This window comes from Winkia neuii subsp. neuii DSM 8576 (genome assembly GCF_000420405.1).
GTDB classification, from domain to species: Bacteria; Actinomycetota; Actinomycetes; order Actinomycetales; family Actinomycetaceae; genus Winkia; species Winkia neuii.
Window position 1 is genome coordinate 127,497 of the sequence record NZ_ATUW01000003.1, and the last position, 22,978, is coordinate 150,474.

The following is a 22,978-nucleotide window of genomic DNA, read 5'->3' on the forward strand; positions in this document are numbered from 1 at the left end:
CCACGAAAGGAAAATGATGAAACTACGCTACGCGTTAGGGGCCTCCCTGGCAGCAGCCGGCCTAGTTCTGTCCGGCTGTGCCGGCACCGGCGGCACCGAGGTCGAACAGAACTCGTCCTCGGACAAAGTCACCCTCGACTTCTGGTCTAACCACCCGGCCTCCTCAAAGAAAATCGAAGAAGAGCTAATAAGCGAATTCGAAAAGCAAAACCCGAATATAAAGGTAAAGCTGACCGACGCCGGCAAAAACTACGAAGAGGTAGCCCAAAAACTCAACGCGGCGCTCTCCGGCGGGCAGGTGCCCGACGTAGTCATAGCCTCGGACGTGACCTGGTTCAACTTCGCCCTCAACGACCAGTTCGAGCCCCTAGACGACCTCCTAGAAAAAGTCGACGGCAAAGCCGACGACTACGTCAAAAACCTCTACGACGAATACGAATTAAACGATTCCCACTTTGCGGTTCCCTACGCCCGCTCCACCCCGCTGTTCTACTACAACAAAGACCTGTACAAGAAGGCGGGCCTGCCCGACCGCGGCCCCAAGACCTGGCAGGAATGGGATAAAGACTTCGCTCCCAAACTCAAAGCCGCCGGGGTGCAACCGCTCTCGGTACCCGACGGGTCGAACTATCTAGACTGGTACTTCCAAGGCATGATCTGGTCCCTAGGCGGACAGTACTCGAAGGACTGGACGATGACCATGGCCAGGCCCGAATCCGTAAAAGCCGGCGAATTCCTGCAAAAACAGTTCAAAGATGGCAACTTCAAAGCTGCCAAAGACGCCACGGTAGCATTCGTGTCCGGGCAGGCCGCCTCTATGCTTGAATCCACCGGCTCCTTGCAAGGGGTATCCGAGGACGGCAAAATCAACGTAGGTACCGCCTTCCTTCCCTCCCCCGAGGGAACCGCAGGCGTATCGACCGGCGGCTCCGGCATAGCCATCACCTCTAAATCCAAGAACAAAGAAGCCGCCGCCAAATTCATTGCCTTCATGACAAATCCCGAAAACACGGTCACCTTCTCTCAAGGTACCGGTTACATGCCCGTGCGTACCTCCGCCCGGGAACTGCCAGAAGAAAAGAAATACCTGGAAGAACACCCCAATTTTGCTACCGCTGTAAAACAGCTGGACCACACCCGCAAGCAAGACGTAGGGCGAGCCTTCGTCCAAGGGGGCGGCCAGCGCATCGGGGCAGCCCTAGACAAGATCTCCCAGGGAGCCGACGTAGCCTCGACCTTCAAGAAGGTTGACGAGGAACACCAGAAAATCATCGACAAGCAAATCAAACCCAAACTGAAGTAGGAAATTGTGGCAGAGGTAGTCTTTCAGGACGCAAGCAGGCTCTTTTCAGGGGCCGACCGCCCCGCAGTGGATTCGCTAAACCTAACGGTCGCAGACGGCGAATGTGTAGTGTTAGTAGGCCCGTCAGGTTGCGGCAAATCCACCTCCCTGCGCATGGTAGCGGGTCTGGAGCCCACTACCTCTGGGCGAATCCTAATCGGCGGCAAGGATATGACCGGGGCGCGCCCACGTTCCCGAGACGTGGCAATGGTGTTCCAGTCCTACGCCCTCTACCCGAACATGACGGTGGCGCAAAACATGGCTTTCGCCCTCGAAAATGCGAAGGTCGACCGTGCTACCATCACCGAACGCGTAGGGTGGGCGGCGAAAATGCTCCAGCTTACAGACCTGCTAGAGCGCAAACCAGCCGCCCTTTCGGGAGGGCAACGCCAACGCGTAGCCATGGGGCGAGCAATAGTTCGCAAACCTACCGTCTTCTGCATGGACGAGCCGCTATCCAATCTCGATGCAAAGCTGCGCGTGTCGATGCGCGGGGAAATCGCAGCTTTGCAGCGGGACTTGGGAGTAACCACCGTCTACGTCACCCACGACCAGGTCGAAGCCATGACCATGGGGCATAGGGTGGCGGTAATGAAAGAGGGCGTACTGCAACAGGTGGCAACGCCCACCGAGTTGTACAACCACCCAGTGAACACGTTTGTGGCCGGGTTCATCGGCTCTCCCGCAATTTCGCTTTTCGACTGTCCAGTTACCGAAGAGGGCGTACATTTGGGCAGTCTTTTGCTGCCCCTGCCCCACCAAGTTGCTGCCCAGGTGGGCAAGCACGTGTGCATCGGGGTACGGCCCGAAGGTTGGGACCTAGTTGGCGAGGGCGAAGGTCTTCGAATGCAAACAGATCTAGTAGAGGTTTTGGGATCGCAAAACTATCTGCACGCCAAGCCCACAAGCGAGCTTCGCACCGGTTCCAGGGTGGCTGTAATGATCGATAGGCACACGCGCCCGGCCTCCGGCGAACCGGTATGGATCAGGCCAAACGAGCAGGTCCTATTCTTTGACCCCGAGGATGGTACTGCCCTATAGGCCACCTCCGGGCGCTAACGTGGTGGGCCGGCGACAGGCTCAGAACCTAGCAGGTCTCCGCGGCTCGCCGGCCCACCACCCCACCGCAGTAAGTTAGTAAAGCTGGTGTACTAGCTGCCTCCGATACCGACTGCAAACCTGCCTGAAACGCCGAGAGCAGAAGTGACTATACGTTGAACTTGAAATCGACGATGTCGCCGTCTTGCATTACGTAGTCCTTGCCTTCCATACGGACTTTGCCGTGCTCGCGGGCTTCGTGCATGGAGCCGAATTCCATCAATTCGTTGTAACTGATGATCTCGGCTTTGATGAATCCACGCTCAAAGTCAGTATGGATTACACCTGCTGCCTGCGGGGCGGTATCCCCCTTGTGAATGGTCCACGCCCGGGATTCTTTTTCTCCGGCTGTTAGGAAGGTCTGCAACCCCAGGGTGTCAAAACCTACGCGAGCCAGCTTGTCCAGACCGGATTCTTCCTGGCCGGCCTCCTGTAGCATTTCGCGGGCTTCGTCCTGGTCCAGTTCTACTAGTTCGGCCTCGAACCCTGCGTCCAAGAACACTGCCTCCGCAGGGGCAACAATCTTAGCTAGTTCAGCCTGCTTTTCTTTGTCCTCCATACCGGCGCTGTCCATATTGAACACGTATATGAACGGCTTGGAGGTCATCAGCTGGAATGTCTTTAACACGTCGGGATCCAGGTCCCTGTCCCCACTGACCGACGAGATCGTTTTGCCCTCTTCCAAGATTTTTTGTGCCTCAAGGGCGGTATCCAGGACAACCTGTTCAGTCTTCTTGCCGCGCACTTCCTTTTCGAGGCGCGGGATCATTTTCTCGAGAGTCTGCAGATCTGCAAGCACCAGTTCGGTAGTGATGGTGTCAATGTCGGAGGCGGGATCCACCTTCCCGTCGACGTGTACCACGTCCGGATCCTCGAATGCACGCGTAACCTGGCAGATAGCATCCGCCTCGCGAATATTGGCTAAGAACTGGTTGCCCAAGCCTTCGCCCTCGGAAGCCCCGCGGACAATCCCCGCAATGTCGACAAACGAGACGGTGGCGGGCACAATCTTTTGAGAATTATATAGTTTGGCCAATTCGTCTAGACGCGCATCGGGCAGAGGCACTACCCCCACATTCGGCTCGATGGTTGCGAACGGGTAGTTCGCCGCCAGCACGGTCGCGCGGGTGAGCGCGTTGAACAATGTCGATTTGCCTACGTTGGGCAGTCCTGCGATACCAATTGTCAAAGCCACGGGACCAGTCTAGCCGCAAAGGGAGTCTAGCCAAATCCGTGCCCCGTAATTTGCTAGCAGGTGTGGCCCGGCCCCGGCTTGCGTTTGCGTTCCTTCGGATCGAGCTTGCCAGCCTCCATCAGATCTGCGCGAAGGTTCTTGGGAAGCGAGAAAGTGACAGATTCGTCTACCGTGCGCACCTTTTCGACGGTTTCAAAGCCGCGTTCGCCAAGCCAGGCTATTACGTCGCGCACCAAGATGTCGGGCACGGAAGCGCCAGAAGTGAGCCCCACGGTATTTGCGCCTGCAAACCATTCTTCTTGCAATTCCCCGGCCTTGTCGATGCGGTGGGCGGCCCCGGCTCCCGCCTCGAGTGCGACCTCGACCAAGCGCACAGAATTCGACGAGTTCGCAGAGCCAACAACGATCATCACGTCTGCCTGCTTGCCAATCTGTTTTACCGCTCCCTGCCTATTTTGGGTGGCATAGCAAATGTCGCCAGAGGGCGGGTCAACTAAATTGGGGAATTTCTGGCGGAGCCGGTCTACGGTAGCTTTCGTTTCGTCTACCGACAGCGTAGTTTGGGACAGCCACACCACCTTATTTGGGTCGCGCACCTGCAGCTTGTCGATCTCGTCGGGGCCGTCAATTACCTGGATGTGTTCGGGGGCCTCGCCCTGGGTGCCTTCGACCTCTTCGTGGCCCTCGTGGCCAACTAGCACAATGTCGTAGTCGTCTTTGGCGAAACGGACCGCCTGCCGGTGCACCTTGGTAACTAGCGGGCAGGTGGCGTCAATAGTTTGCAGTTGCCGCGCCTTAGCGGAAGCATGTACAGCTGGCGAGACACCGTGGGCAGAAAAAACAACGCGTGCGCCCTCGGGCACCTCGTCCGTTTCTGAAACGAAGATGGCTCCCCGCTCAGACAAGGTTTCAACCACATACTTGTTGTGCACTATTTCTTTGCGCACGTAGATGGGTGCCCCGTAAAGTTCCAGAGCTTTTTCGACCGCGTCTACCGCGCGGTCTACGCCGGCGCAGTAGCCGCGAGGTGCGGCTAACAGGATCTTTTTCTTTTCGCTCACGCCCCTAATGTACCTACTTCTGCCAAGAGGTGCCCTCCAGTGAGAAATATTTCGCTAACGGCTCCTCTCAGGCCGAACTAGGGCAAAAGCTGTGGATAAAAACCGCCGGGTGCCAAAGTATGTAAAGCTTGGCCTTGTGAATACTTCTAACCTCGCCCCCAGGGCGTCTCTGACGACACGCGAGAACCCGTGGCCTTTAGCGCTGCTTTCTGCGAACATCAAAAAGTACGTAGACCGCATGTCGGCCCTGTGGGTTGAAGGTCAGGTTGTCGAATACAAGCGCCGGCCGGGCACTCGCATGGCATTTTTCACTATTCGCGACCTGAATCAAAACGTTTCCATGACGGTGAAGGCATTTGCTGGCGTAGTAGACAAGGCCGGTCCCGGGTTTGACGAGGGCGCCCGCGTGGTAGTCAACGCGAAACCCGACTATTACGAGGTGAACGGTTCTCTGTCGCTGTTCGCTCACGAAATTCATACCTCCGGACTCGGGGATCTTCTAGCCAGAATCGAAATGCTGCGCAAGGCGCTGGCCGCCGAAGGCCTGTTTTCTACAGAGCGCAAAAAGCCCCTGCCGTTTTTGCCGCAGGTAGTGGGATTGATCTGTGGGCGCAACGCCAAGGCTAAACACGACGTAGTGGTGAACGCGCAGGCCCGCTGGCCTTCTACCCGCTTCGAAATTCGCGAGGTCGCAGTCCAGGGTGAACGCTGTGTTGGCGAAGTGTCGGCCGCCCTCGCCGAACTGGATTCCAATCCGGCCGTACAAGTGATCGTGATTGCGCGCGGGGGCGGATCTGTCGAGGATTTGTTACCTTTTTCCGAGGAATCGTTAGTGCGGGCGGCAGCGGCGGCAAGAACCCCCATAGTTTCGGCTATCGGCCACGAGACTGACGCTCCTCTTTTGGATCTGGTATCCGACTACCGCGCTTCCACTCCTACCGATGCGGCGCGCAAGGTAGTGCCGGATGTTGCCGAACAGGAAGTGCTCGTTGCCGATATTCGCGCGCGCCTGTCGTACCTGTTGGGGCAGCGCCTTGACGCCGAGCTTACGGGCCTTGCCAATCTGCGAGCGCGCCCTGTGATGGCGCGTCCTTCGGCTATGTTCGACGTCGAGGCCGAGCGTCTGGCGGGGGCCCGCGAGCGCCTCCGTTTGCGTACCAGGTCGCTGGTCGAACTTGCTGAGGGGCAGATTCAAAGTGCTGCGCAAGCGCTGCGGGCCCTATCCCCGCAGAGCATTTTAGAGCGCGGTTTTACCGTGTTGCGCACCCCTTCAGGGCAGGTAATTACCTCGGCCAAGCAGGTCTCCAAGGGTGATCTGATCGAGGGGTTATTAGCTAAAGGACGCATGGTTGCCCAGGTTGTGGGCGCTACGCCAGGAAAGGAAGGTAACGAAAATGAGTGAGAATCTGCCTCCGGTCGAGGAGCTCTCTTACGAGCAAGCACGCGACCAACTAGTGGCTACTGTTCGGCAGTTGGAGGGCGGGCAAGTCCCGCTCGAGGACGCCCTCAAGATGTGGGAGCGTGGTGAGGAGCTAGCAAAGCACTGCCAGGCGTTTTTGGATTCAGCCAAGCAGCGTTTGGATGCGGCAGCCCCTAAGCAGGATTAGCGCCCTAGCCGCCGTTCGCGCTGGGAGTAGTCGCGCAGCGCACGCAGAAAATCTACCCTGCGGAAGTCGGGCCAGTAGGCCTCGCAAAAGTAGAACTCTGAGTGGGCGCTCTGCCACAGCAAAAATCCGGACAGGCGCTGTTCGCCCGAGGTGCGGATAACTAGGTCTGGGTCGGGCTGCCCCTTGGTGTACAGGTGCTCGGTAATGTCCGAAACCTTCAGGTTGGCGGCTACGTCCTCGAGGCTTTGGCCTCGTTCTGCGGCTTCCCGTAGGATCGCCCTAACCGCGTCGGCTATTTCTTCGCGACCGCCGTAGCCTATTGCCACGTTTACCTGCATGCCTTTGCACGAAGCTGTGGCCTGTTCGTTTGCCCGTAGCCGGGAGGCGAACTCTTCGGGCAGCACATCTTTGGCGCCCACTACGCGGATACGCCATTTTCCAGCTTGGGCTATGTGATCCACAGCCTCGGCAATGATCTCGAAGAGTGCGGACAGTTCCTGGGGGTCGCGCTTCAGATTATCTGTCGAGAGCATCCACAGAGTTACTACCTCGGTGCCAACCTCGTTTGCCCACCCTAGAAATTCTTCTATCTTGGAAGCTCCGCGCCGGTGGCCCGCGCTGGCCTCGATACCAACAGACTTTGCCCACCGGCGATTCCCGTCAAGGATTACACCTATGTGGCGGGGCATGTTGTCGGTGTCGATTTCACCGACTAGTCGCCGCTCGTATACCTCATATAAAACGTTGTAGGCCATGGCACCTCCGCTAACCAATCTAATGCACCTAGCCGGCCTTGTCTGTTTCAATTTCGCTAACCAATAATATTTGTGTGCGTTTGGCAGGTCCGTTTTCTCCTGGACCGTCTGGCTAAACCTGTCTCCCTACGCTAACGTAAGTTACGGTTAGGTAAGTTCGGAGGTTCCCTCTTGCACGCAAAACGAAATGGCGAGCGTTCGCTCTGGCACAGGCTCGATCCGCGCGAATCAACCGTAAAAAAACCGCTGTTGCGCGGGTGGTTTCACACTGTTGCAACACCCGTTTCTATGGCAGCTTTGCTAGTGCTAATAGTGCTTACGCCTACCGTTGGAGGGCGGGCAGCGGCGGCCGTATTTTTACTCACCTCATTAATGTTGTTTGGCATCTCTGGGCTGTACCACCGTCACTACTGGGGGCGCCTCGCCGACAAGTTCTTGCGCAACTGGGACCATTCCAACATTTTCCTGCTCATCGCAGGCACGTACACACCCATGGCAGTAGGCGTTTTGCCCGAACACGACACAGTGGTTTTGTTGCTCGTAGTGTGGATTGGAGCAGGTGCCGGCATAGCGTTGCAATGGTTGTGGCCGGCAGCCCCGCGCTGGGTTTATACCCCCATATACGTGATCTTGGGATGGGTAGCCGTGTGGTATTTGCCAGAACTGGCACACTATGGCGGCCTAGCTTTCACTTGGCTACTAGCTGCCGGCGGTATTTGCTACACGGTGGGGGCAGTCGTATACGGTTTCAAGTGGCCGGATTTTTCACCTCGCTACTTTGGTTTTCACGAGCTCTTTCACGCATTCACGTTGGCGGGATGGGTCTGCCACTGTATTAGCGCCTATTTTGCGCTGCTCAGTTAGTGACTTGGCTAGCTAAAACTGTAGTGAAAGCGACCGAGCTGGTATCCTAGGCGGCATATGTGCCCGGGAGCTCCCGGGCACCAGTGTTTTAGTTATGGAGGATGCTATGGCAGACACTACCTGGCTCACTAAGGAAGCTTACGACAAGCTGGTAGAAGAACTTAACGACCGTCGCGACGTACAGCGTCCCGCAATTGTAAAGCGCATTGACTTGGCTCGCCAGGAGGGCGACCTCAAGGAAAACGGCGGCTACCACGCCGCCCGCGAGGCCCAGTCCATGAACGAAACTCGCATCGCCCAGCTCGAAGATCTGTTGGAAAATGCCGAAGTTGGCGAGACCCCGGCAGACGACGGCATTGTCGAACCCGGCATGATCGTGAACGTAAAGATGGCGGGGCGCGAGATCCGCTTCCTGCTCGGCACCCGTGAGGCCTCAGAAGGCCTAGGAGTCGAGGTCTTCTCGCCTGACGCCCCAATCGGCAAGGCGCTAATTGGGCACAAGAGCGGCGAAACCGTCACTTACACGGCCCCAAATGGTAAGGACATCGAGGTCCAGATCGGGGAAGTTAAGCCTTACACCGCCTAGAGTTAGGCAAAATACTTGTGGGGACCAGCTGGTCCCCACAAGTATTTAATCCTCGAGTTTGGTGCGCACCTCACTCTGGAGCGCCTCACGATCCTCCTGGGCGACCTCGGCGTCCTCACCCACCGCCTTTTGCGCCTCTTGGGCGGAAACTACCTCAATTTCGACCTCGTCGGGAGCCGCGTTTGCGCCCTGCAACTTCTGGCGCATCTTTGCTGCTTCGCGCAGATTATTGGCCTTAGGCTGCAAGGACCTGGCTATTTCGTCGTCGAGGGTTCCCGGTGCCCCACCCGGCCTTTTCGGATCGTAGGCAAGGCGCAGGAAAGAGTCGTATCCGTGCAGGTACATGACCACTGTGTTGATAAATGCCATTAGCGGCACGGCGAACATTGCCCCGGCAATACCCATGGTGAAACCGCCAGCAGCGACCGCAAGTAAGACTGCCAGCGGGTGTAAAGACACAGCATTCGACATGAGCAGGGGCTGCAGCAGATTCGATTCAACTTGCTGCACCACTAGTATGGCAGCCAGCATTATTAGCGCCACGGTAATGCCCTGGTCGACTAGTGCTACCAGGACGGCAATTGCACCCGTGGCAATAGCTCCGACAATGGGAATGAACGCGCCTAAGAACACTAAAACAGCGATGGGTAACGCTAGTGGCACCCCCAAGATTGCGGCGGAGGCACCGATGCCCACCGCGTCAATGGCGGCAACTTCCATCTGCGCCTTGGCATATGAAGAAATAGTAACCCACCCGCGGATGGCAGCTTCATTTGCGGGATTGCGCGCCCCCTCGGGCATGCACCGCACAAAGAACTGCCAGATCTTGCGCCCATCTTTTAGGAAGAAGAACACGCAGAAAAGCACCATCAAAGCCGAAGTAACAATGTTGGTTATCGAGGAGGTAACCGCAAGTGCCCCGGAGGCAATGCGCGAGCTATTCGACTGCAAGAAGGAACCAATTTCGCCTTGTAGCTTGCGTACGTATTCTTCGATTTGGTGTTGGTCGAGCTTTAATGGACCATTCGAAATCCAGTCCACGGCATCATCTAAGCCACCTCGCGCCTTGGCGGCTAGCGGGCCGATGTTGTCAACTATCTGGCTCGAGGCCAAATACAGTAGCCCGCCAACTAGACCCAACCCAACTAGCAGTGCCACAACGGTGCCAACTGTGCGCCACGCCGAGGTGGAAGGGAACAGCCTCACGATTGGCTCTAGTAGCACGGTAAGCAGCAGGGCTACGAGCAGCGGGATCACCACCACTGTCAGCTGCGAGAGAAGCCAGAGCACGCAGGCGGCAGCAAAGCCCACAAGCAGCAGGCGCCACGACCAGGCGGCAGCCACCCTGAGCGTGGGAGATACCGCCTGGGCCGCGTCCTCGAGCTCCACTGTTTTTCCAGCTGAGTGCCGGCGGGGCTTGTACCTGTCAGCCTGTTTTTCGCTGCGCGATTCGCGAATCCGTTCTAGTGCCCGCTTGACTGTGCCGGCAAAGTCAGGGACGCGTCTTGTTTCTTTGTCTGCCATACTTCTTCCTAAATGTGCGATTGAATCAAGCTTATAGGTAATGCACTAACTGCCCCAATGTGGGATGTTTGGGGTAACAACAAGCTGGGAGGCCCAATGGTTACTTTTCCTTTTCGAAACAAACTATCTGCCGAGGGCGGGGTCCATCCCGTGCTGGGCACCGCACCCGAGGGCCCATTCGCACCCTCTGCAAGAATCATCGACTTAGCTATGGGCTGTTTTTGGGGCGCTGAACGCATCTTTTGGAACACGCCCGGGGTGGTAAATACCTCGGTCGGTTTCGAAGGCGGGCACGTGGCAAGCCCTTCCTACCGCCTGGTATGCACTGGGAAAACCGGCCACGCCGAGACCGTGCGCGTAGTTTACGATTCGGAAGAGACTTGCGCAGAAGAGATTTTAAAGGTGTTTTGGGAAAACCACGATCCCACCCAACTAAATCGACAGGGCAACGATCTGGGCACGCAATATCGCAGCGCTATATTTACCACCACCGACGCCCAGTTCGAGGTTGCAAAAGCCACGCGCACAGCATTCGCAAAAGTTTTAGCTGAGGCCGGCGAGGGCAGGATTGTTACCGAATTACACGCCCCTAATAGCGAACGCCTATTTTTCCCAGCCGAGGAAGAACATCAGGCTTACTTGTATAAGAACCCAAACGGATACTGCATGCATGGGCCGAACGGTTTTACCTGCCCCACCGGGTTGGTTTAGCAAAAATGTTGGCGGCCCGCGAGCCGCCAACATTCGTTCTTACAGGATGCCTAGTACGTCCGTTACGAACACTAAGGTGTCTCCGCCTTTGATGCCGGCCTGCGGAACCCCGCGCTGGCCGTAGCCGAGTTCAGGGGGAATTGAAAGTAGCACGCGCGTGCCTACTTTTAGCCCTACCAGGCCCCTATCCCAGCCTTGGATTACTTGGCCAACGCCCACCTGGAATGAGAGTGGCTGCCCGCGATCGTAGGAGTTGTCAAAAATGTTGCCGTCCCACACCTGCCCTAAGTAGTTGCAGGCAATGTAGTCGCCCTCTTCCACGGCCGGGCCGTCCCCCTCTTTGAGGACGGATACTTCGAGTTCTGCCGGCGGTTCCGGGCAAGCAAAAGTTAGCTTGGGCTTGGTTCCGAATTCGCCCTGCACTTCGGGCAATAGTTGTTCGCTCATGGTTTCAGGGTAATAGAAAACGCGCCCGAAGGCGCGTTTTCCAAAGATGTTGCGAGCTAGTTGCTACGAACTAGTTGTCGCGTGCCACAGCCAGCAGGCGCAGCAGGTAAACGTAGATGTAGACGGTATCGAGTACTATGCCGAAGGCGACCCGCCAGGAGAGTTCGGAGGCGGCCCCTGTTTCTACTGCTTGCCTGGCCACCTCGAAATCCAAGATCAGGCAGATGGCACCAACCACTACCGCGAAGATCCCCACCAAGACACCCAACGGGATACCAAACAGGGTAATCGAGTCAGCGCCCATCGGATTTGTAATAACGCCGAAGGCGGTAAGTAGCCACGAAGCAATGGAATATATCAAGATTCCGACCAGAGAGATCAGGGCAAACTTCATGAGTTTCGAAGACCCGCGCACGTAACCCGACTTAAATAGGATCAACGTGACCGCGAATATGGCTGCAGTAGCAACCACAGCCTGGACCACTACACCTGGGAACCTCTGTTCAAAGACCATCGAAATACCGCCGAGTGCGGCACCTTCAAGGACCGAATACGTAACAAAGAGAGCCGGGGTGATCTTCCGCTTGAAGATGCACACCATCGACACAACAAAAGCACCGAGGGCTCCGAGGCTGGCGCCTAGGGCAGCCACGGCCGGGATATAACTGCCGATTACCCAGACTGCTGCTGCGGCTACAAAGAGCAATCCGAGCATGATGCCGGACTTGTTGATTACGTCCTCGTAAGTAATGGGACGGGCTGAGGTCTGCGCTGGAGACCCCTGTGCCGCCTGCCCGGCCTGAGCATATGGGTCCTGCTGAGTGAATTGCCCCTGCTGCGGAGGAACGTAGCCTCTTTGAGCGACGCGCCCCCTGCGCAGGTCCTGTTCAACACCGTTGATTACGGGGTTTGCCATGAGCGTTTCCTTTGCGTACTAGTTGCGTTTCACCGCCATTGTATTAGCATCGGCAAATTTTGCTCGCCGAAAGGGCAACTTTTCACGCTCGGCAATATGAGCTAGCCCTCCCTGCCCCAACTGGCGGCGAAATGGAAACGAAACACCCCAACTAAATTAGTTTTTTTCACTCAATTACTATATAAATATCTCATGGAACAACGAAGGTAGAAATGTAGATATAGAAACCGCCCTCTACTAACGATGGTAGCTGTTACACGTTTTCAACATATTTGCATTTCACTCAGACCTACGTAGCATCACGCTCTGAGCTTATCGATGGAGACAAAATGGGGCTAAAAGTTGAGAATAAGACCTTTTTCCGGACAGGGCTCGCGATCGCACTGAGCTGCTCAACAGTTACAGACACGTAGCCCGCACCGCCCAAAACTTCACGAAAAGGTGCAAGGCGGAACTGGTCGTAAATGGCGAGGTAGTAGACCTGCCAAATCCCCTTGGCGAAATTCTGATCCATGCGGCAAAAGCGCTCTCTACCTGGAAACCTATCACCTTGTGCCCACACGAAGAGCTCATCTCGCTGCAAGAAGCGGCAGACCTTTTGGGAGTCTCGCGCTACACGGTCGCCGAACTTTGCAACAGAGGCAAACTCCCCTGCCATACAATCAATAAATATCGTAAAGTGTATTTTGCGGACGTCATAGACTATCTAAATAAAGAGACTAACTTTTGCAACGATTCGCAAGGGGATTCGGTTACTTCCTCCAAGTTAGTTAAACTATATGAAGAAGATCCGCAAAAGGCTCTGTCACTAATTCGCAACATCCGCCAAAAATAGTCTGTTTCCAACCAGTAATTGGCCCCCAAGATTACCTTGGGGGCCAATTACTTTCACATTACAGGCTGATTAGAGGACATCCGCCAGCAAGTAATATGCCTAGGGGCAACAAGGGGCGCACTGCCCCTAGGCGAGCGGGAAAACTAGGCCCGCTTGCGCGCGTATGCGCAGGCACCGCCGCCGGCGAGCAGAAGCGCAAGCGACACCCCGCCTACCATAGCTGCGGTGGAACCGGTGTTGGCGAGAGCCTTCTTCTGCGAAGTTCCGGCAACCACCTTTACTACCTTCTTGACCTCGCCCTTCTTGGCGGCGGCCTTCTTGGCCTCTACCTTCTTAGGCTCAGCCTTCTTTTCGGCAACCTTCTTCTGGGCTACCTTGCCCTTTTCGGGGGCTGCGGGAGCAACCGCTGGCTTTTCTTTCTGAGCCTTTTCGGAGTACTTCCACAGGTGCTTCGGCAAGTAGTTGATCTTGCCTTCATTGTAGGCAACTACCTGCTTCATCTCGTCGCGAGTGAGCTTTTGGCCACCGAATGCCTGATCGTATTCCTTCTTAGCCTTGGCCCGAGCTTCCTGCACCTCCTTGGACTGAGCCCACTTCTCGTATCCAGCTGGTACCTTGTCGGTTAGTGCCTGCTGGTACTTTTCAAGCTGAGCCCGGGTATCCTTCATCTTGTCGAGGGTTCCCGGAGTGTGGCCGTAGTCGTTTTCCTCTTCCTTGACAGGCTTGTCGGTCGACGGCTTATCCGTCGAAGGCTTTTCAGCGGCAGGCTTGTTTTCAGTATTGGTCGCCGTCGTGTTGCTCGGGGCGGGCTGACCCCCCGGGGCCTCGTTAGCCAGGGCAGACAGCTGTGTCATTCCGCCCAACACCAGGGCGAGGGTCCCTACGGCGCAGGCCTTAGTAGTCTTACGCATCTTTCTTCCTCTTTCCGAGATTGAACATATATTAACGCGCGCGAAACTAATCTAGCGCACCGACCTTTTTTTATCCAGAAAATTTCCTATCTTTTTTCGAAAGTATGGCGAGGCAGACTTGCAAAGGTTTCTAAATTTGCAAGAAATGGCAAGAATGGAATTTTTTGCCACCGAATCACCCAATTCAACACCTTCGCTAGCTAATTTCCAGCAGCCTGAAAGGTAGAGACACAGCTAAGCAGAAAGCTTCTCACCTGCAACTATTCTGCGTTCACCCCGTCTCTTGCGACCTCTCGACTAGTTTTTAGACCGCACGCCCCCTTCTCAACAGTGCAACTCCCTGCCAGCGTTTAAGAATTATCAAAACTAACTATTTTGCCGTCCGCATACGTCTTTTCGAGATGAAATTATTAAAAGGTTGAGGTGATAATTTTATTCTCGAAAAGACAATATAGTTTGGCAATCGTTGCCAAGGCCGAGCTCCGCTCATTTTTTAAAGGCTGTCTTGCGTTTCGGCGTGGTAAGCAGCGTTTGCGATATGGCCTCGCGGGCGGAGCTTTCCCCCTAACATAGGTAGTGCCCAGTGTTGCGCCCCGTCGAAAGAAGCTATCTTGAATCATTACGCCCTCCAAAACGCCAAGGTCATTCCCGGGACCGGTTCTGCCCCCATCGAAGAGGGCACCGTTCTGCTAGAGGGAGCCAAGATCACCTATGCGGGCACTGCTGTGCCCGTACCGGCCGGTTATGAGCTTATAGATTGCACAGGCAAGACCGTGCTGCCGGGATTGATCGACTCCCACCTGCATTTCACAGGCAACGAGTCAGACGACGACACCCAGTGGGTTCTAGACGACCCTACCTATCAAACTGTTGTGGCAGTCCAGCAGGCCCGGGACGCCTTAGAGTCGGGCCTCACTACGGTCGCCGAAATTTCCCGCTCAGGCGTACAGATTCGCAACGCTATTGAGGCTGGCATAATGCGAGGCCCCCGCATGATTTGCACTGGCCGGGGTTTTTGTCGCACGGGTGGACACGGGGATTCGCACCGGCTCCCTCTAGAATTCAACGAATATTCTCACCCGTGGGCCGAACGGGTCGACGGCCCATGGGAGCTGCGCAAAGCCGTACGTCGCCGCCTGCGCGAGAACGTAGACGCCCTCAAAATCTGGGCCACGGGGGGCGGCATCTGGCGCTACGACGACAAGCTGGAGCAGCACTATACGCCAGAGGAAATCCAGGCTGTAGTCGACGAGGGGAATATGGTTCACGTTCCCGTTTGGGCCCACTGCGAAGGTTACGAGGGCGCCTTGGAGGCAGCCAAAGCTGGGGTACATCTGATTATTCACGGCCAGACATTAGGGTCTGAAACCCTGGACATCATGGCAGAAAAGGGCATCTATTTCTGCCCTACGATTCAATTCCTAGAGCAGTGGTTTAAGACCTATCCTCCTGAATATAATCCCGAACAAGATGAATACCCGGGCGAAACTAGGGCGGAGCGCGAACTGCAGCGCGTCTATGCCAACCTTCGCAAGGCCCACGAAAAGGGCATAGTCCTAACTACCGGTTCCGATTCCTTCTGCTCTTCGCTCACCCCCTACGGGACTACGCTACTAGGCGAGATTTATTCCTTTGTCGAAAAGGTTGGCTTTAGCCCACTTTTTGCGCTTACTTGCGCCACTAAGAACGGTGCGCAAATGCTCGGGGTGGACCAAGTCACAGGCACTTTAGAGGCCGGCAAGTGTGCCGATTTGATAGTGCTGGAGGGCGACCCCACACAAAACATTCGCGACCTAAGGGTGGAAAACATGTCGTGGATTTTCAAAGAGGGCGAAGTGGTGGCACGTAGATAAACCAGCCTCGAGTGAGCAGTAGAAGCAACTCGCAGCGTTCCATTCGGTAAATCAGCAGCTAACCCTGCAGAAGAGGGCGAAGAATGGCTGCTATTTCAACAAAACGCCGCAGCACTACAATGAATATTCGGGCGCCCGGCAGCCTCTAAGAGTGCCCCCAGTGGGACTCGAACCCACAACACATCGATTTTAAGTCGATTGCCTCTGCCAATTGGGCCATGGGGGCAACTAGTACAGACTAGCGCAAGTGTACACAATTTATAAACTTTGCTCGCAGACAAAATAGTTTGAAGGTGAATTTTTTGCGCGGATCTGGTTAGACTAGCCCGGTCAGAGAACTAGGAAAGTTCATGCCGCAACCGGCTGCTCGGCATTTGCTGGTAGCCCCTTACGACTCAAGGACAGGATGTCCGTGAAGAAGAAACTTTTTTCCTTTTCCGCACTCGCCCACCAGATGAGAGATGATGCTGCTGCCGGCAAGGCGCTTATGGCCGCCGCGGCCTTGGCATTGGTTTGGGCTAATTCGCCGATGCGCCACTCCTACGAGGCGCTTTCAGAATTTCTGATTGGCCCGGCCAGTTTGGGTTTGCAAATGTCGCTCGCGCATTTGGCTCAGGATGGCCTGCTGACGATTTTTTTCTTCGTTGTGGGCTTGGAACTCAAGCAGGAATTCGTGGCGGGCTCGCTGCGCGACCCGAAGCAAGCCGCCTTGCCGATGCTGGCGGCGGTGTTTGGAATGGCTGTTCCCGCCGCTATTTATGCTGCGTCCGTCACTGTGCTGGGAGCTCCGGAGGCCCTCAGCGGCTGGGCCATTCCGGCAGCCACCGACATTGCCTTCGCTATTGCTATTTTGGCTATTTTTGGCAAGGGCTTGCCTCCCGCGGCGCGCACTTTTTTGCTCACGTTAGCTGTGGTGGATGACCTTTTGGGCATTCTGGTTATTGCTATTTTTTACCCGCAAGATGCGCTCAGTTTTTCCAATTTGGGCCTGTGCGCGCTGGCAGTAGCAACTTTTGCGATGCTAGCTCAAAAGCGCATTTGTAAGTGGTACCTGCTAGCCCCTCTTGCGCTTGCAGCCTGGTATTTCATGTACCGCTCAGGTATTCATGCCACCATCGCCGGAGTGGCCCTGGGGCTGGTAGTCCCAGCTAAGCGCAAGAGGGGGGAGCGCGTCTGCCTCACCCACCGCCTTTCCACCGCGCTGAATCCACTGTCGGCTGGGTTTGCCGTGCCCGTGTTCGCATTCTTTGCAGCGGGGGTAAACATTACCTCCACCGAGGGCGGCGCAATTTCTCTACTCACCCACCCGGTTTCGGTTGCGGTGGCGCTAGCCCTGCCCTTCGGGAAGGCAGTCGGGATTTTTGGTTCTGTTGTGGCGCTAACTAAGCTTTCCCCGCTAAAGCTTGGGGGCGGGGTCGACTACCAGGACGTGTTGCCTCTTTCTTTCGTGGCAGGTATTGGGTTTACTGTTTCCCTACTTATTGCCTCTCTCGCCTTTCCCTCGCAGACCGATCTGACCGAGGCCGGCCGCCTGGGAGTGTTGCTTGGCACAGGCTTGTCGGCACTGCTTGGGGCTAGCCTGTTGCGTTGGCGAGTCCGCCAGCCTGTGCGCGGCCTACAGAAGGCTAAGCGCTATACCGTCTAGTATGTCGCGGCTTGAGCAGCGAACAGATTCGATACCCGATTTTTCCTGCACGGCCGCGACTATCTCTTTCCAGATTAACGCACCCGCTCCTATGATGTCTTCGCGCCCAGAGGGCATGTAGGGCAGGTGGGCCCGTTCACCAACTGTCATAGTTGCCATCTTTTCGCAGGCAGCAATCATTTCTTCACAAGTTAGCACCGCTTTGTCTAGGGCTTCCTGATTGTCGTAGCTTAGCCCTAAGGCCATCGCCATAACAGTGTTCGAGGTGCCAGCTACCCCAAGAAGACTGCGAGTCCTACTGAGGTCTACTTCGGCATCGGCAGCCCGAATTAGTTCGCGAGTCCGCTCCCTGGCCCGCTCACACGCACCAGAGCGCAGGTCGATTCCATCCTCGCCTGGAAAATATCGTTCGGTAAAACGCACCGAACCCATCTTTGTGGACAGCGATTTTTGTCCACTCCGATCCCCCAAAATGAATTCAGTGGAGCCGCCGCCAATGTCTACGATCAGAGCGGGAAAATCCGGTTCTGGCCCGCTGAGCGCTCCCACAAAGGACAGGTGGGCCTCCTGAGTGCCAGGAATAACCTCGGGGCGCACTCCCAGGATTTTTTCCACCCCATCCGCAAAGACGTCAGAATTCTTGGCATCGCGCGAGGCCGACGTGGCCACAAAGCGCACTCGCTGCGCCCCGAACCCCTCAATTTGGCGGGCGTATTCTTCGGTTGCGGCGAACGCCCGCCGCAGGGCCTGTTCACTTATTTGGCCGGTCTTTTCCAGGTTCTCCCCGAGCCGGACAACTTTCATCTGCTTGCAAAAAGAGCTGATTTTACCGCCCTCGCCCTGGGCCAATATCAGGCGAATCGAATTTGTGCCACAATCTATTCCCGCAACTTTAGTCATTGCAGTAGCACTGCTCCCTACCCCACATGCCCAGCTCGGCAATCTTTTGCAACGCCAAGTCTCCAACCGGATTTACGCCCTGTCCAGAAGCCAGCGAGTGCCCAATGAGCGCGTGCAGGCACTTCACCCTAGTTGGCATCCCCCCGGCTGCAACTTTCTGGATGGCTTCTGGGACCTCTACTCCCGCCAGTTTGGCAATCTGGCGGCGCTGCTCCAAGTAGGTTTGGTAGGCCTGCTTATAGCGCTGCGCAAAAGCTTCGTCTTGGAGCAGGCTCTGGTATCCCTCCATTTGTTTTTCGGCCTCGAGACGCGAGGCTGCCTTTACCAATGCGGGGTGGGAAAGGTAAAAAACCGTGGGAAATGGCTCCCCATTTTCCAACGTCGGAGCCGTAGCCACCACCAGCGGCTTGGAACAAACGCACCTGGCAGCAATTCCAACAACTCCCCTGGGAACCCGACCTAACTGGGAGCCCAATACTTCTAGGTCGGTTTCACTGGCCTGGGTAATGTTCACTGGGGAGCCTCCTTGTCTTCTTTGGGGGCCTGGGTGGCGCCCTCTTGTGGGGTTCCGCGCCCCGAGGAATGAGTGCGCTTGGGTGTGGTTGCCTTCCCTGCCGCCTTGGTAGTTTCCGACATGATCATAAACCACGGTTCCTTTGGGCCACGGTGGGGTTTTATTTGGGCGTCGCGCTTGTAGTTTTTACCGGGATCGACCACAACAAATTGGGTCTCACCCTTCTTCACATACCCCAGCCGCTGGCGGGCTTGCGACGCCATATAGGCAGGGTCGGACCACCTTTGCACCTGCCTGCGCAACTCGACGTTTTGGGCTTTGGCCTCTTCTAATTGGCGGTGCAAGGATCTGGCCTGTTCCATCTGGTCGAACAGGTTGAACAAAGGCGGCACCACAAATGCTCCCACGAGGGCGAGCACGCCAAGCATCGCCACAAACGAAACCCGAATGTGCGGGCCCTTCTTGAACCCAAGCGAGATAGTGCGTGCCCTCTGCGATTTTTTGGCGCCCTGGATGCGGGCACGCTCGACGGCCTCGGAACTGCGTCTAAAGCGCGAGGGCGTGGGTGCTTCGGCGTGCGAGTGCTGAACGTTACGCACAAATTTCGACGCCCCTGCCCCACGTGGTGGCCTCTTTCTTGAGGCCGGCCCACCAGGTGAGGCCAAAGCCTTCTTCATTTTCGAGGCCGCAGCCTGTTTTTGCCTGCTCCCGGCGGCAGCATCTTGGGTACGGGCAGGCTGTCTTTGTCCCCTCAGTGGCGGCCGTTTTGTACCCATGGTCCAATCATGCCAGTAACTCCCCAAATTTTTGTCGTGCAATGCGCACGCGGCAGACTTTGAGACAAAAATAAAACTGAGCCTGCCCGGGGTGGGGCAGGCTCAGCTATTAGCCTTTTACCTTAGGCTTTGAAACGCGGGAAGGCGCTGCGACCAGCGTACACAGCCGCGTCGCCCAGCTGGGACTCAATGCGCAGCAGCTGGTTGTACTTGGCAACGCGCTCAGAACGAGCCGGTGCCCCAGTCTTGATCTGGCCGGAGTTGGTAGCGACGGCCAGGTCGGCAATAGTGGTGTCTTCTGTTTCGCCACTGCGGTGCGAAGTCATGGTTGCGTAGCCGTGGCGGTGGGCAGTTTCGACAGCATCCAGGGTCTCGGTCAAAGAACCAATTTGGTTTACCTTCACTAGCAGCGCATTAGCTACGCCCTGCTCGATGCCCCTGTTCAAACGCTCCGGGTTGGTGACAAATAGGTCGTCGCCAACCAGCTGCACCTTGTCGCCTACGTGCTGGGTCAGCTTCGCCCAATCTTCCCATTCGTCCTCGGAAAGCGGGTCCTCGATGGAAACCAGCGGATACTTGTCGATCAGCTGATCGTAGTACTTCACCATGTATTCGGTGTCGCGGGCCTCGCCCTCGAAATTGTATTTGCCATTTTCGAAGAACTCGGACGAAGCCACATCCAGTGCCAGGGCGATATCGTGGCCGGGCTTGAAACCTGCCTTCTGAATCGCCTCGACGATCAGGTCGAGGGCGGCAGCGTTGGACTCCAGGTTCGGGGCGAACCCGCCCTCGTCACCCAAGCCGGTAGACAGGCCACGATCCTTTATGACCTTCTTCAAAGTGTGGTAGGTCTCGGCACCCCAACGCAGTGCTTCGGCAAAGGAAGGAGCCCCAATCGGGGCAATCATGAATTCCTGAATGTCGACGTTAGAGTCGGCGTGCGAGCCACCATTCAAAATATTCATCATAGGCACTGGCAGAACGTGCGCGTTCGGCCCGCCAATGTAACGGTACAGAGGAAGCAGGGCAGACTCTGCGGCAGCCTTGGCAACTGCTAGGGATACGCCCAAAATGGCGTTGGCACCCAACTTGCCCTTGTTATCGGTGCCGTCAAGATCCAGCATGATCTGGTCAATGCGGCGCTGGTCCTCAGCATCCTCGCCACGGATCTCGGGGCCAATCACGTCGACAACGGCCTCGACGGCGTCCTGCACGCCCTTGCCCTGATAACGGTTCTGGTCGTCGTCGCGACGTTCGACCGCCTCGAAAGCGCCAGTAGAGGCACCAGAGGGAACAGCTGCGCGTGCCGAAGCCCCATCTTCTAGCTGTACGTCAACTTCGACGGTGGGATTGCCGCGCGAATCCAAGATCTCGCGTGCGCTTACGTTAATGATGCTTGCCACGTGATACTCCAATCAGTTATTGGCCGCTAATACACTTCTAGCCTAGCCGCAGAGTGTCGCAACTCGCATTAGCCATCCCAGAAAAAAGATCGCTGGAAGCTTACTTGGCGCCCCCATGCTTGCCAGCGCCGACATAAGTCCCAGCGACCTTGTGGTTAAAGCTACTTCGCCACCACGACTACCTAGACCCCGAGGTGGGATCGGCAGCGGTGACCACGTTGGACGGAAGTGCATTGCCCGGACGCCCGTCCGCCCTCATCTTGCCGTAACGCGGGCTAAGAGAGATCTTGTGCTTCGCATTCTTTTCAAAAACTAGCGCCGACTTCTGCTGACCCAGCCCGTTGAGCACGGTCATAGTCTGCAAAAAACGCACAGACAGATCCGAAACCTTTCCCTGCTTGAACTGGCCTGCTTGCTGCTGCCTAGCAATCTGCTGACGCACCTGTGCCTCAGTGGCAGGCAGCTTCTGCTCCTTCACCACATCTTGCACGCCCGGGGAAACGGACAAGAACTGGGCCACATACATGTTGTTGAGCTTTTGCCCAGTCAGCTCGGAAAGCTGCGTGGCAGCCTGCGAAATCTGCTTGTCCGTGTAGCTCTTGCCGTCAATATTTAGGGCCGCCCCAGGGTGAGCTGAACAAGCCGAGAGGGCAAGCCCCACACCGGCTGCGGCAGCTAAGAACTTGGAAAACTTCACTGTGTACCTTTCCGTCTACTGCCCCAAGTGTAGCCGAGGTAGTTAGTGCTTAGCCCCCTGAGCAATAGAAAGCGTACGCGCAATTTCTTCGGGGCCGACCTCGCCCACCGTATTCGCCACCAGCTTGCCCTCCTTATCCAACACGAAATGCGCTGGCAGGGCCATCACCTGGTACCGCCTAGAAATCTTCGCATCCAAATCCAAAACCAGCGGATACACCTGCGAAAAATCCTTGGCGAAGGCGGCAGCATCGGACTTAGCCGAATCCTGATTTACGGAAATGAACTGCACCTTATTCCCATACCGCTTGGCAGCCTCATTTATATCGGGGGCCTCTTCCCTGCAGGCATCGCACCAGGAAGCAGAAAACACCAACCACACCGGCTTGCCCTTAAAATCCTTCAGCGACACCTGCTTGCCATCCAGATCAGTCCCCGTAAAATCGGGAGCTGGCTTTCCGTGAGCTAGCGTACCGGACGTTTTAGCGGCTTCCGCCTTAGAAGGCAGCGGCTGCGAAGACTGCCCGCCGCGAGTGAAGTAAACGGCAGCTCCCACTATCAGGGCAACGCCCAGCAGAAAAGCCACCACGCGCCCGACCTGTTTAATACGCATCGGAGTTTCCTTTCTTCTACAGCTTAGCTACAGCGCCAGCCCAGTCACCTTTGAAAGCAACCCTGCCGCCATCAAAATTCCTATGACCACCAGGCAGGCCCCCGAAACCGTGGTAGTCAGTTGATAGTGTTTCTTAAACCAGGTCAGCTTTTCGGTAACAAACGAAGAGCCCACTGCCACTGCAAGCAATGGCAGTCCCAGCCCCGCACAGAAAATTACCATGAGCACCAGCCCGCGCCCCATCGTGGCACTGGACGTGGCGAGGGCAATAACAGCCCCCAGAATTGGGCCTATGCACGGCGTCCACCCCGCCCCAAAAGCCAAGCCTAACAGGGCCGAGCGGCGATACGTGGGCGCATGGGCAGCATCCACCGCCACCCGAAAATTCTGGTTCAAAAAGGGAACGTTTATTATGCCTGCAAGTTGCAGGCCCATAACAACCAAGATCACTCCCCCGCAAACCCTAACAATCCCCCTGTACTGGCCCACCACTAGGCCAACCATTCCAACCAGGGCCCAAATGCCAACAAATACCAGCGAAAATGCGGCTATAAATACCAGTGCATGACTCACCGCACGCACCCGGTTAGTTTGTCCGCCCTCGACCTGGATACCCGCCATGTAAGCCACTATCACTGGAACTACAGGCAGGAAACAGGGCGAAACAAAGGCCAATATTCCACCTAAAAAGGCGGCGGTCACAGAAACTTCCACGGGCATCCCATC

25 protein-coding genes and 1 tRNA gene are annotated in these 22,978 nt (G+C 56.3%); 10 read left to right on the forward strand and 16 right to left on the reverse strand.

Annotated elements, in window-relative coordinates; genetic code table 11:
• Window positions 1–13 precede the first annotated feature (13 nt).
• Window positions 14–1,303 (forward strand): ABC transporter substrate-binding protein, encoded by a 1,290-nt coding sequence (locus G437_RS0103855; protein WP_197409613.1) that lies wholly within the window; start codon window positions 14–16, stop codon window positions 1,301–1,303.
• Window positions 1,304–1,309: 6 nt separating this feature from the next.
• Window positions 1,310–2,383 carry an ABC transporter ATP-binding protein gene (locus G437_RS0103860; RefSeq protein WP_024331277.1) on the forward strand — a complete coding sequence of 358 codons (1,074 nt, stop codon included), beginning with the start codon at window positions 1,310–1,312 and terminating at the stop codon, window positions 2,381–2,383.
• A gap of 166 nt (window positions 2,384–2,549) precedes the next feature.
• Here G437_RS0103860 and ychF read toward each other — a convergent pair whose 3' ends face one another.
• Window positions 2,550–3,635, reverse strand: coding sequence for a redox-regulated ATPase YchF (ychF, locus tag G437_RS0103865; RefSeq protein WP_024331278.1), 1,086 nt, complete (start codon window positions 3,633–3,635; stop codon window positions 2,550–2,552).
• 53 nt (window positions 3,636–3,688) lie between these two features.
• Window positions 3,689–4,696 carry a 4-hydroxy-3-methylbut-2-enyl diphosphate reductase gene (locus tag G437_RS0103870; protein ID WP_024331279.1) on the reverse strand — a complete coding sequence of 336 codons (1,008 nt, stop codon included), beginning with the start codon at window positions 4,694–4,696 and terminating at the stop codon, window positions 3,689–3,691.
• 109 nt (window positions 4,697–4,805) lie between these two features.
• Here G437_RS0103870 and xseA point away from each other — a divergent pair, with 109 nt between their 5' ends.
• Both xseA and G437_RS0103880 read left to right on the forward strand, forming a co-directional pair.
• Window positions 4,806–6,098 carry an exodeoxyribonuclease VII large subunit gene (xseA, locus tag G437_RS0103875; RefSeq protein WP_231782310.1) on the forward strand — a complete coding sequence of 431 codons (1,293 nt, stop codon included), beginning with the start codon at window positions 4,806–4,808 and terminating at the stop codon, window positions 6,096–6,098.
• Window positions 6,091–6,303 carry an exodeoxyribonuclease VII small subunit gene (locus G437_RS0103880; protein WP_024331281.1) on the forward strand — a complete coding sequence of 71 codons (213 nt, stop codon included), beginning with the start codon at window positions 6,091–6,093 and terminating at the stop codon, window positions 6,301–6,303. The genes xseA and G437_RS0103880 overlap by 8 nt, the downstream gene beginning before the upstream one ends.
• Here the strand turns inward: G437_RS0103880 and G437_RS0103885 are convergent.
• Window positions 6,300–7,058, reverse strand: a complete 759-nt coding sequence (locus G437_RS0103885) for an isoprenyl transferase (RefSeq protein WP_024331282.1) — start codon at window positions 7,056–7,058, stop codon at window positions 6,300–6,302. The two genes, G437_RS0103880 and G437_RS0103885, sit on opposite strands and share 4 nt — an antisense overlap.
• A 171-nt stretch (window positions 7,059–7,229) precedes the next feature.
• On the opposite strand from G437_RS0103885, the gene trhA reads away from it, so the two are divergent.
• Entirely contained in the window at window positions 7,230–7,922 is a 693-nt protein-coding gene (gene trhA, locus G437_RS0103890) for a PAQR family membrane homeostasis protein TrhA (protein WP_024331283.1), read from the forward strand.
• Window positions 7,923–8,028: 106 nt separating this feature from the next.
• Window positions 8,029–8,508, forward strand: a complete 480-nt coding sequence (gene greA / locus G437_RS0103895) for a transcription elongation factor GreA (RefSeq protein ID WP_024331284.1) — start codon at window positions 8,029–8,031, stop codon at window positions 8,506–8,508.
• A 45-nt stretch (window positions 8,509–8,553) separates the two neighbouring features.
• Here the strand turns inward: greA and G437_RS0103900 are convergent, their stop codons facing one another.
• The gene (locus tag G437_RS0103900; RefSeq protein WP_024331285.1) at window positions 8,554–10,032 is read right to left on the reverse strand and encodes an AI-2E family transporter; all 1,479 of its coding nucleotides are present in this window, start codon (window positions 10,030–10,032) and stop codon (window positions 8,554–8,556) included.
• Window positions 10,033–10,128: 96 nt separating this feature from the next.
• Between G437_RS0103900 and msrA the strand changes: the two genes are divergently transcribed.
• Window positions 10,129–10,743, forward strand: coding sequence for a peptide-methionine (S)-S-oxide reductase MsrA (msrA, locus tag G437_RS0103905; RefSeq protein ID WP_029769248.1), 615 nt, complete (start codon window positions 10,129–10,131; stop codon window positions 10,741–10,743).
• Window positions 10,744–10,782: 39 nt separating this feature from the next.
• Here the strand turns inward: msrA and G437_RS0103910 are convergent, their stop codons facing one another.
• The 3 genes from G437_RS0103910 to G437_RS11415 all read right to left on the reverse strand — a co-directional run bounded on the left by G437_RS0103910 (window position 10,783) and on the right by G437_RS11415 (window position 12,620).
• Window positions 10,783–11,190, reverse strand: coding sequence for an FKBP-type peptidyl-prolyl cis-trans isomerase (locus G437_RS0103910; RefSeq protein WP_024331287.1), 408 nt, complete (start codon window positions 11,188–11,190; stop codon window positions 10,783–10,785).
• 70 nt (window positions 11,191–11,260) lie between these two features.
• Complete coding sequence (locus G437_RS0103915; protein ID WP_024331288.1) at window positions 11,261–12,106, reverse strand: Bax inhibitor-1/YccA family protein; 846 nt, start codon at window positions 12,104–12,106, stop codon at window positions 11,261–11,263.
• A gap of 289 nt (window positions 12,107–12,395) precedes the next feature.
• Entirely contained in the window at window positions 12,396–12,620 is a 225-nt protein-coding gene (locus tag G437_RS11415; protein ID WP_024331289.1) for a hypothetical protein, read from the reverse strand.
• 36 nt (window positions 12,621–12,656) lie between these two features.
• Between G437_RS11415 and G437_RS11645 the strand changes: the two genes are divergently transcribed.
• Window positions 12,657–12,941: a helix-turn-helix domain-containing protein gene (locus G437_RS11645; protein ID WP_024331290.1), complete on the forward strand. Its 285-nt coding sequence runs from the start codon at window positions 12,657–12,659 to the stop codon at window positions 12,939–12,941.
• A 143-nt stretch (window positions 12,942–13,084) separates the two neighbouring features.
• On the opposite strand, the gene G437_RS11505 is transcribed toward G437_RS11645, so the two are convergent.
• The gene (locus G437_RS11505; protein ID WP_024331291.1) at window positions 13,085–13,852 is read right to left on the reverse strand and encodes a hypothetical protein; all 768 of its coding nucleotides are present in this window, start codon (window positions 13,850–13,852) and stop codon (window positions 13,085–13,087) included.
• Window positions 13,853–14,463: 611 nt separating this feature from the next.
• Here G437_RS11505 and G437_RS0103935 point away from each other — a divergent pair.
• Window positions 14,464–15,705: a metal-dependent hydrolase family protein gene (locus G437_RS0103935; RefSeq protein ID WP_024331292.1), complete on the forward strand. Its 1,242-nt coding sequence runs from the start codon at window positions 14,464–14,466 to the stop codon at window positions 15,703–15,705.
• A gap of 152 nt (window positions 15,706–15,857) precedes the next feature.
• Here the strand turns inward: G437_RS0103935 and G437_RS0103940 are convergent.
• A tRNA-Leu gene (locus G437_RS0103940) sits at window positions 15,858–15,931 on the reverse strand.
• 186 nt (window positions 15,932–16,117) lie between these two features.
• On the opposite strand from G437_RS0103940, the gene nhaA reads away from it, so the two are divergent.
• Window positions 16,118–17,350 carry a Na+/H+ antiporter NhaA gene (gene nhaA / locus G437_RS0103945; protein ID WP_231782309.1) on the forward strand — a complete coding sequence of 411 codons (1,233 nt, stop codon included), beginning with the start codon at window positions 16,118–16,120 and terminating at the stop codon, window positions 17,348–17,350.
• On the opposite strand, the gene G437_RS0103950 is transcribed toward nhaA, so the two are convergent.
• The 7 genes from G437_RS0103950 to G437_RS0103980 all read right to left on the reverse strand — a co-directional run bounded on the left by G437_RS0103950 (window position 17,321) and on the right by G437_RS0103980 (window position 22,972).
• Complete coding sequence (locus G437_RS0103950) at window positions 17,321–18,250, reverse strand: Ppx/GppA phosphatase family protein (protein WP_024331294.1); 930 nt, start codon at window positions 18,248–18,250, stop codon at window positions 17,321–17,323. The two genes, nhaA and G437_RS0103950, sit on opposite strands and share 30 nt — an antisense overlap.
• Window positions 18,243–18,764, reverse strand: coding sequence for a DUF501 domain-containing protein (locus G437_RS0103955; RefSeq protein WP_024331295.1), 522 nt, complete (start codon window positions 18,762–18,764; stop codon window positions 18,243–18,245). Before G437_RS0103955 ends, G437_RS0103950 begins: the two co-directional genes overlap by 8 nt.
• Window positions 18,761–19,363 (reverse strand): FtsB family cell division protein, encoded by a 603-nt coding sequence (locus G437_RS10900; protein WP_024331296.1) that lies wholly within the window; start codon window positions 19,361–19,363, stop codon window positions 18,761–18,763. The genes G437_RS0103955 and G437_RS10900 overlap by 4 nt, the downstream gene beginning before the upstream one ends.
• A 299-nt stretch (window positions 19,364–19,662) precedes the next feature.
• On the reverse strand, window positions 19,663–20,943 hold the full coding sequence (gene eno / locus G437_RS0103965; RefSeq protein WP_024331297.1) for a phosphopyruvate hydratase: 1,281 nt from the start codon (window positions 20,941–20,943) through the stop codon (window positions 19,663–19,665).
• A 178-nt stretch (window positions 20,944–21,121) separates the two neighbouring features.
• Window positions 21,122–21,640 carry a hypothetical protein gene (locus G437_RS0103970; RefSeq protein ID WP_024331298.1) on the reverse strand — a complete coding sequence of 173 codons (519 nt, stop codon included), beginning with the start codon at window positions 21,638–21,640 and terminating at the stop codon, window positions 21,122–21,124.
• A gap of 42 nt (window positions 21,641–21,682) precedes the next feature.
• Complete coding sequence (locus G437_RS0103975; protein ID WP_024331299.1) at window positions 21,683–22,252, reverse strand: TlpA family protein disulfide reductase; 570 nt, start codon at window positions 22,250–22,252, stop codon at window positions 21,683–21,685.
• Between the two features lie 27 nt (window positions 22,253–22,279).
• Entirely contained in the window at window positions 22,280–22,972 is a 693-nt protein-coding gene (locus G437_RS0103980; protein ID WP_029769251.1) for a cytochrome c biogenesis CcdA family protein, read from the reverse strand.
• Between the last annotated feature and the right edge of the window lie 6 nt (window positions 22,973–22,978).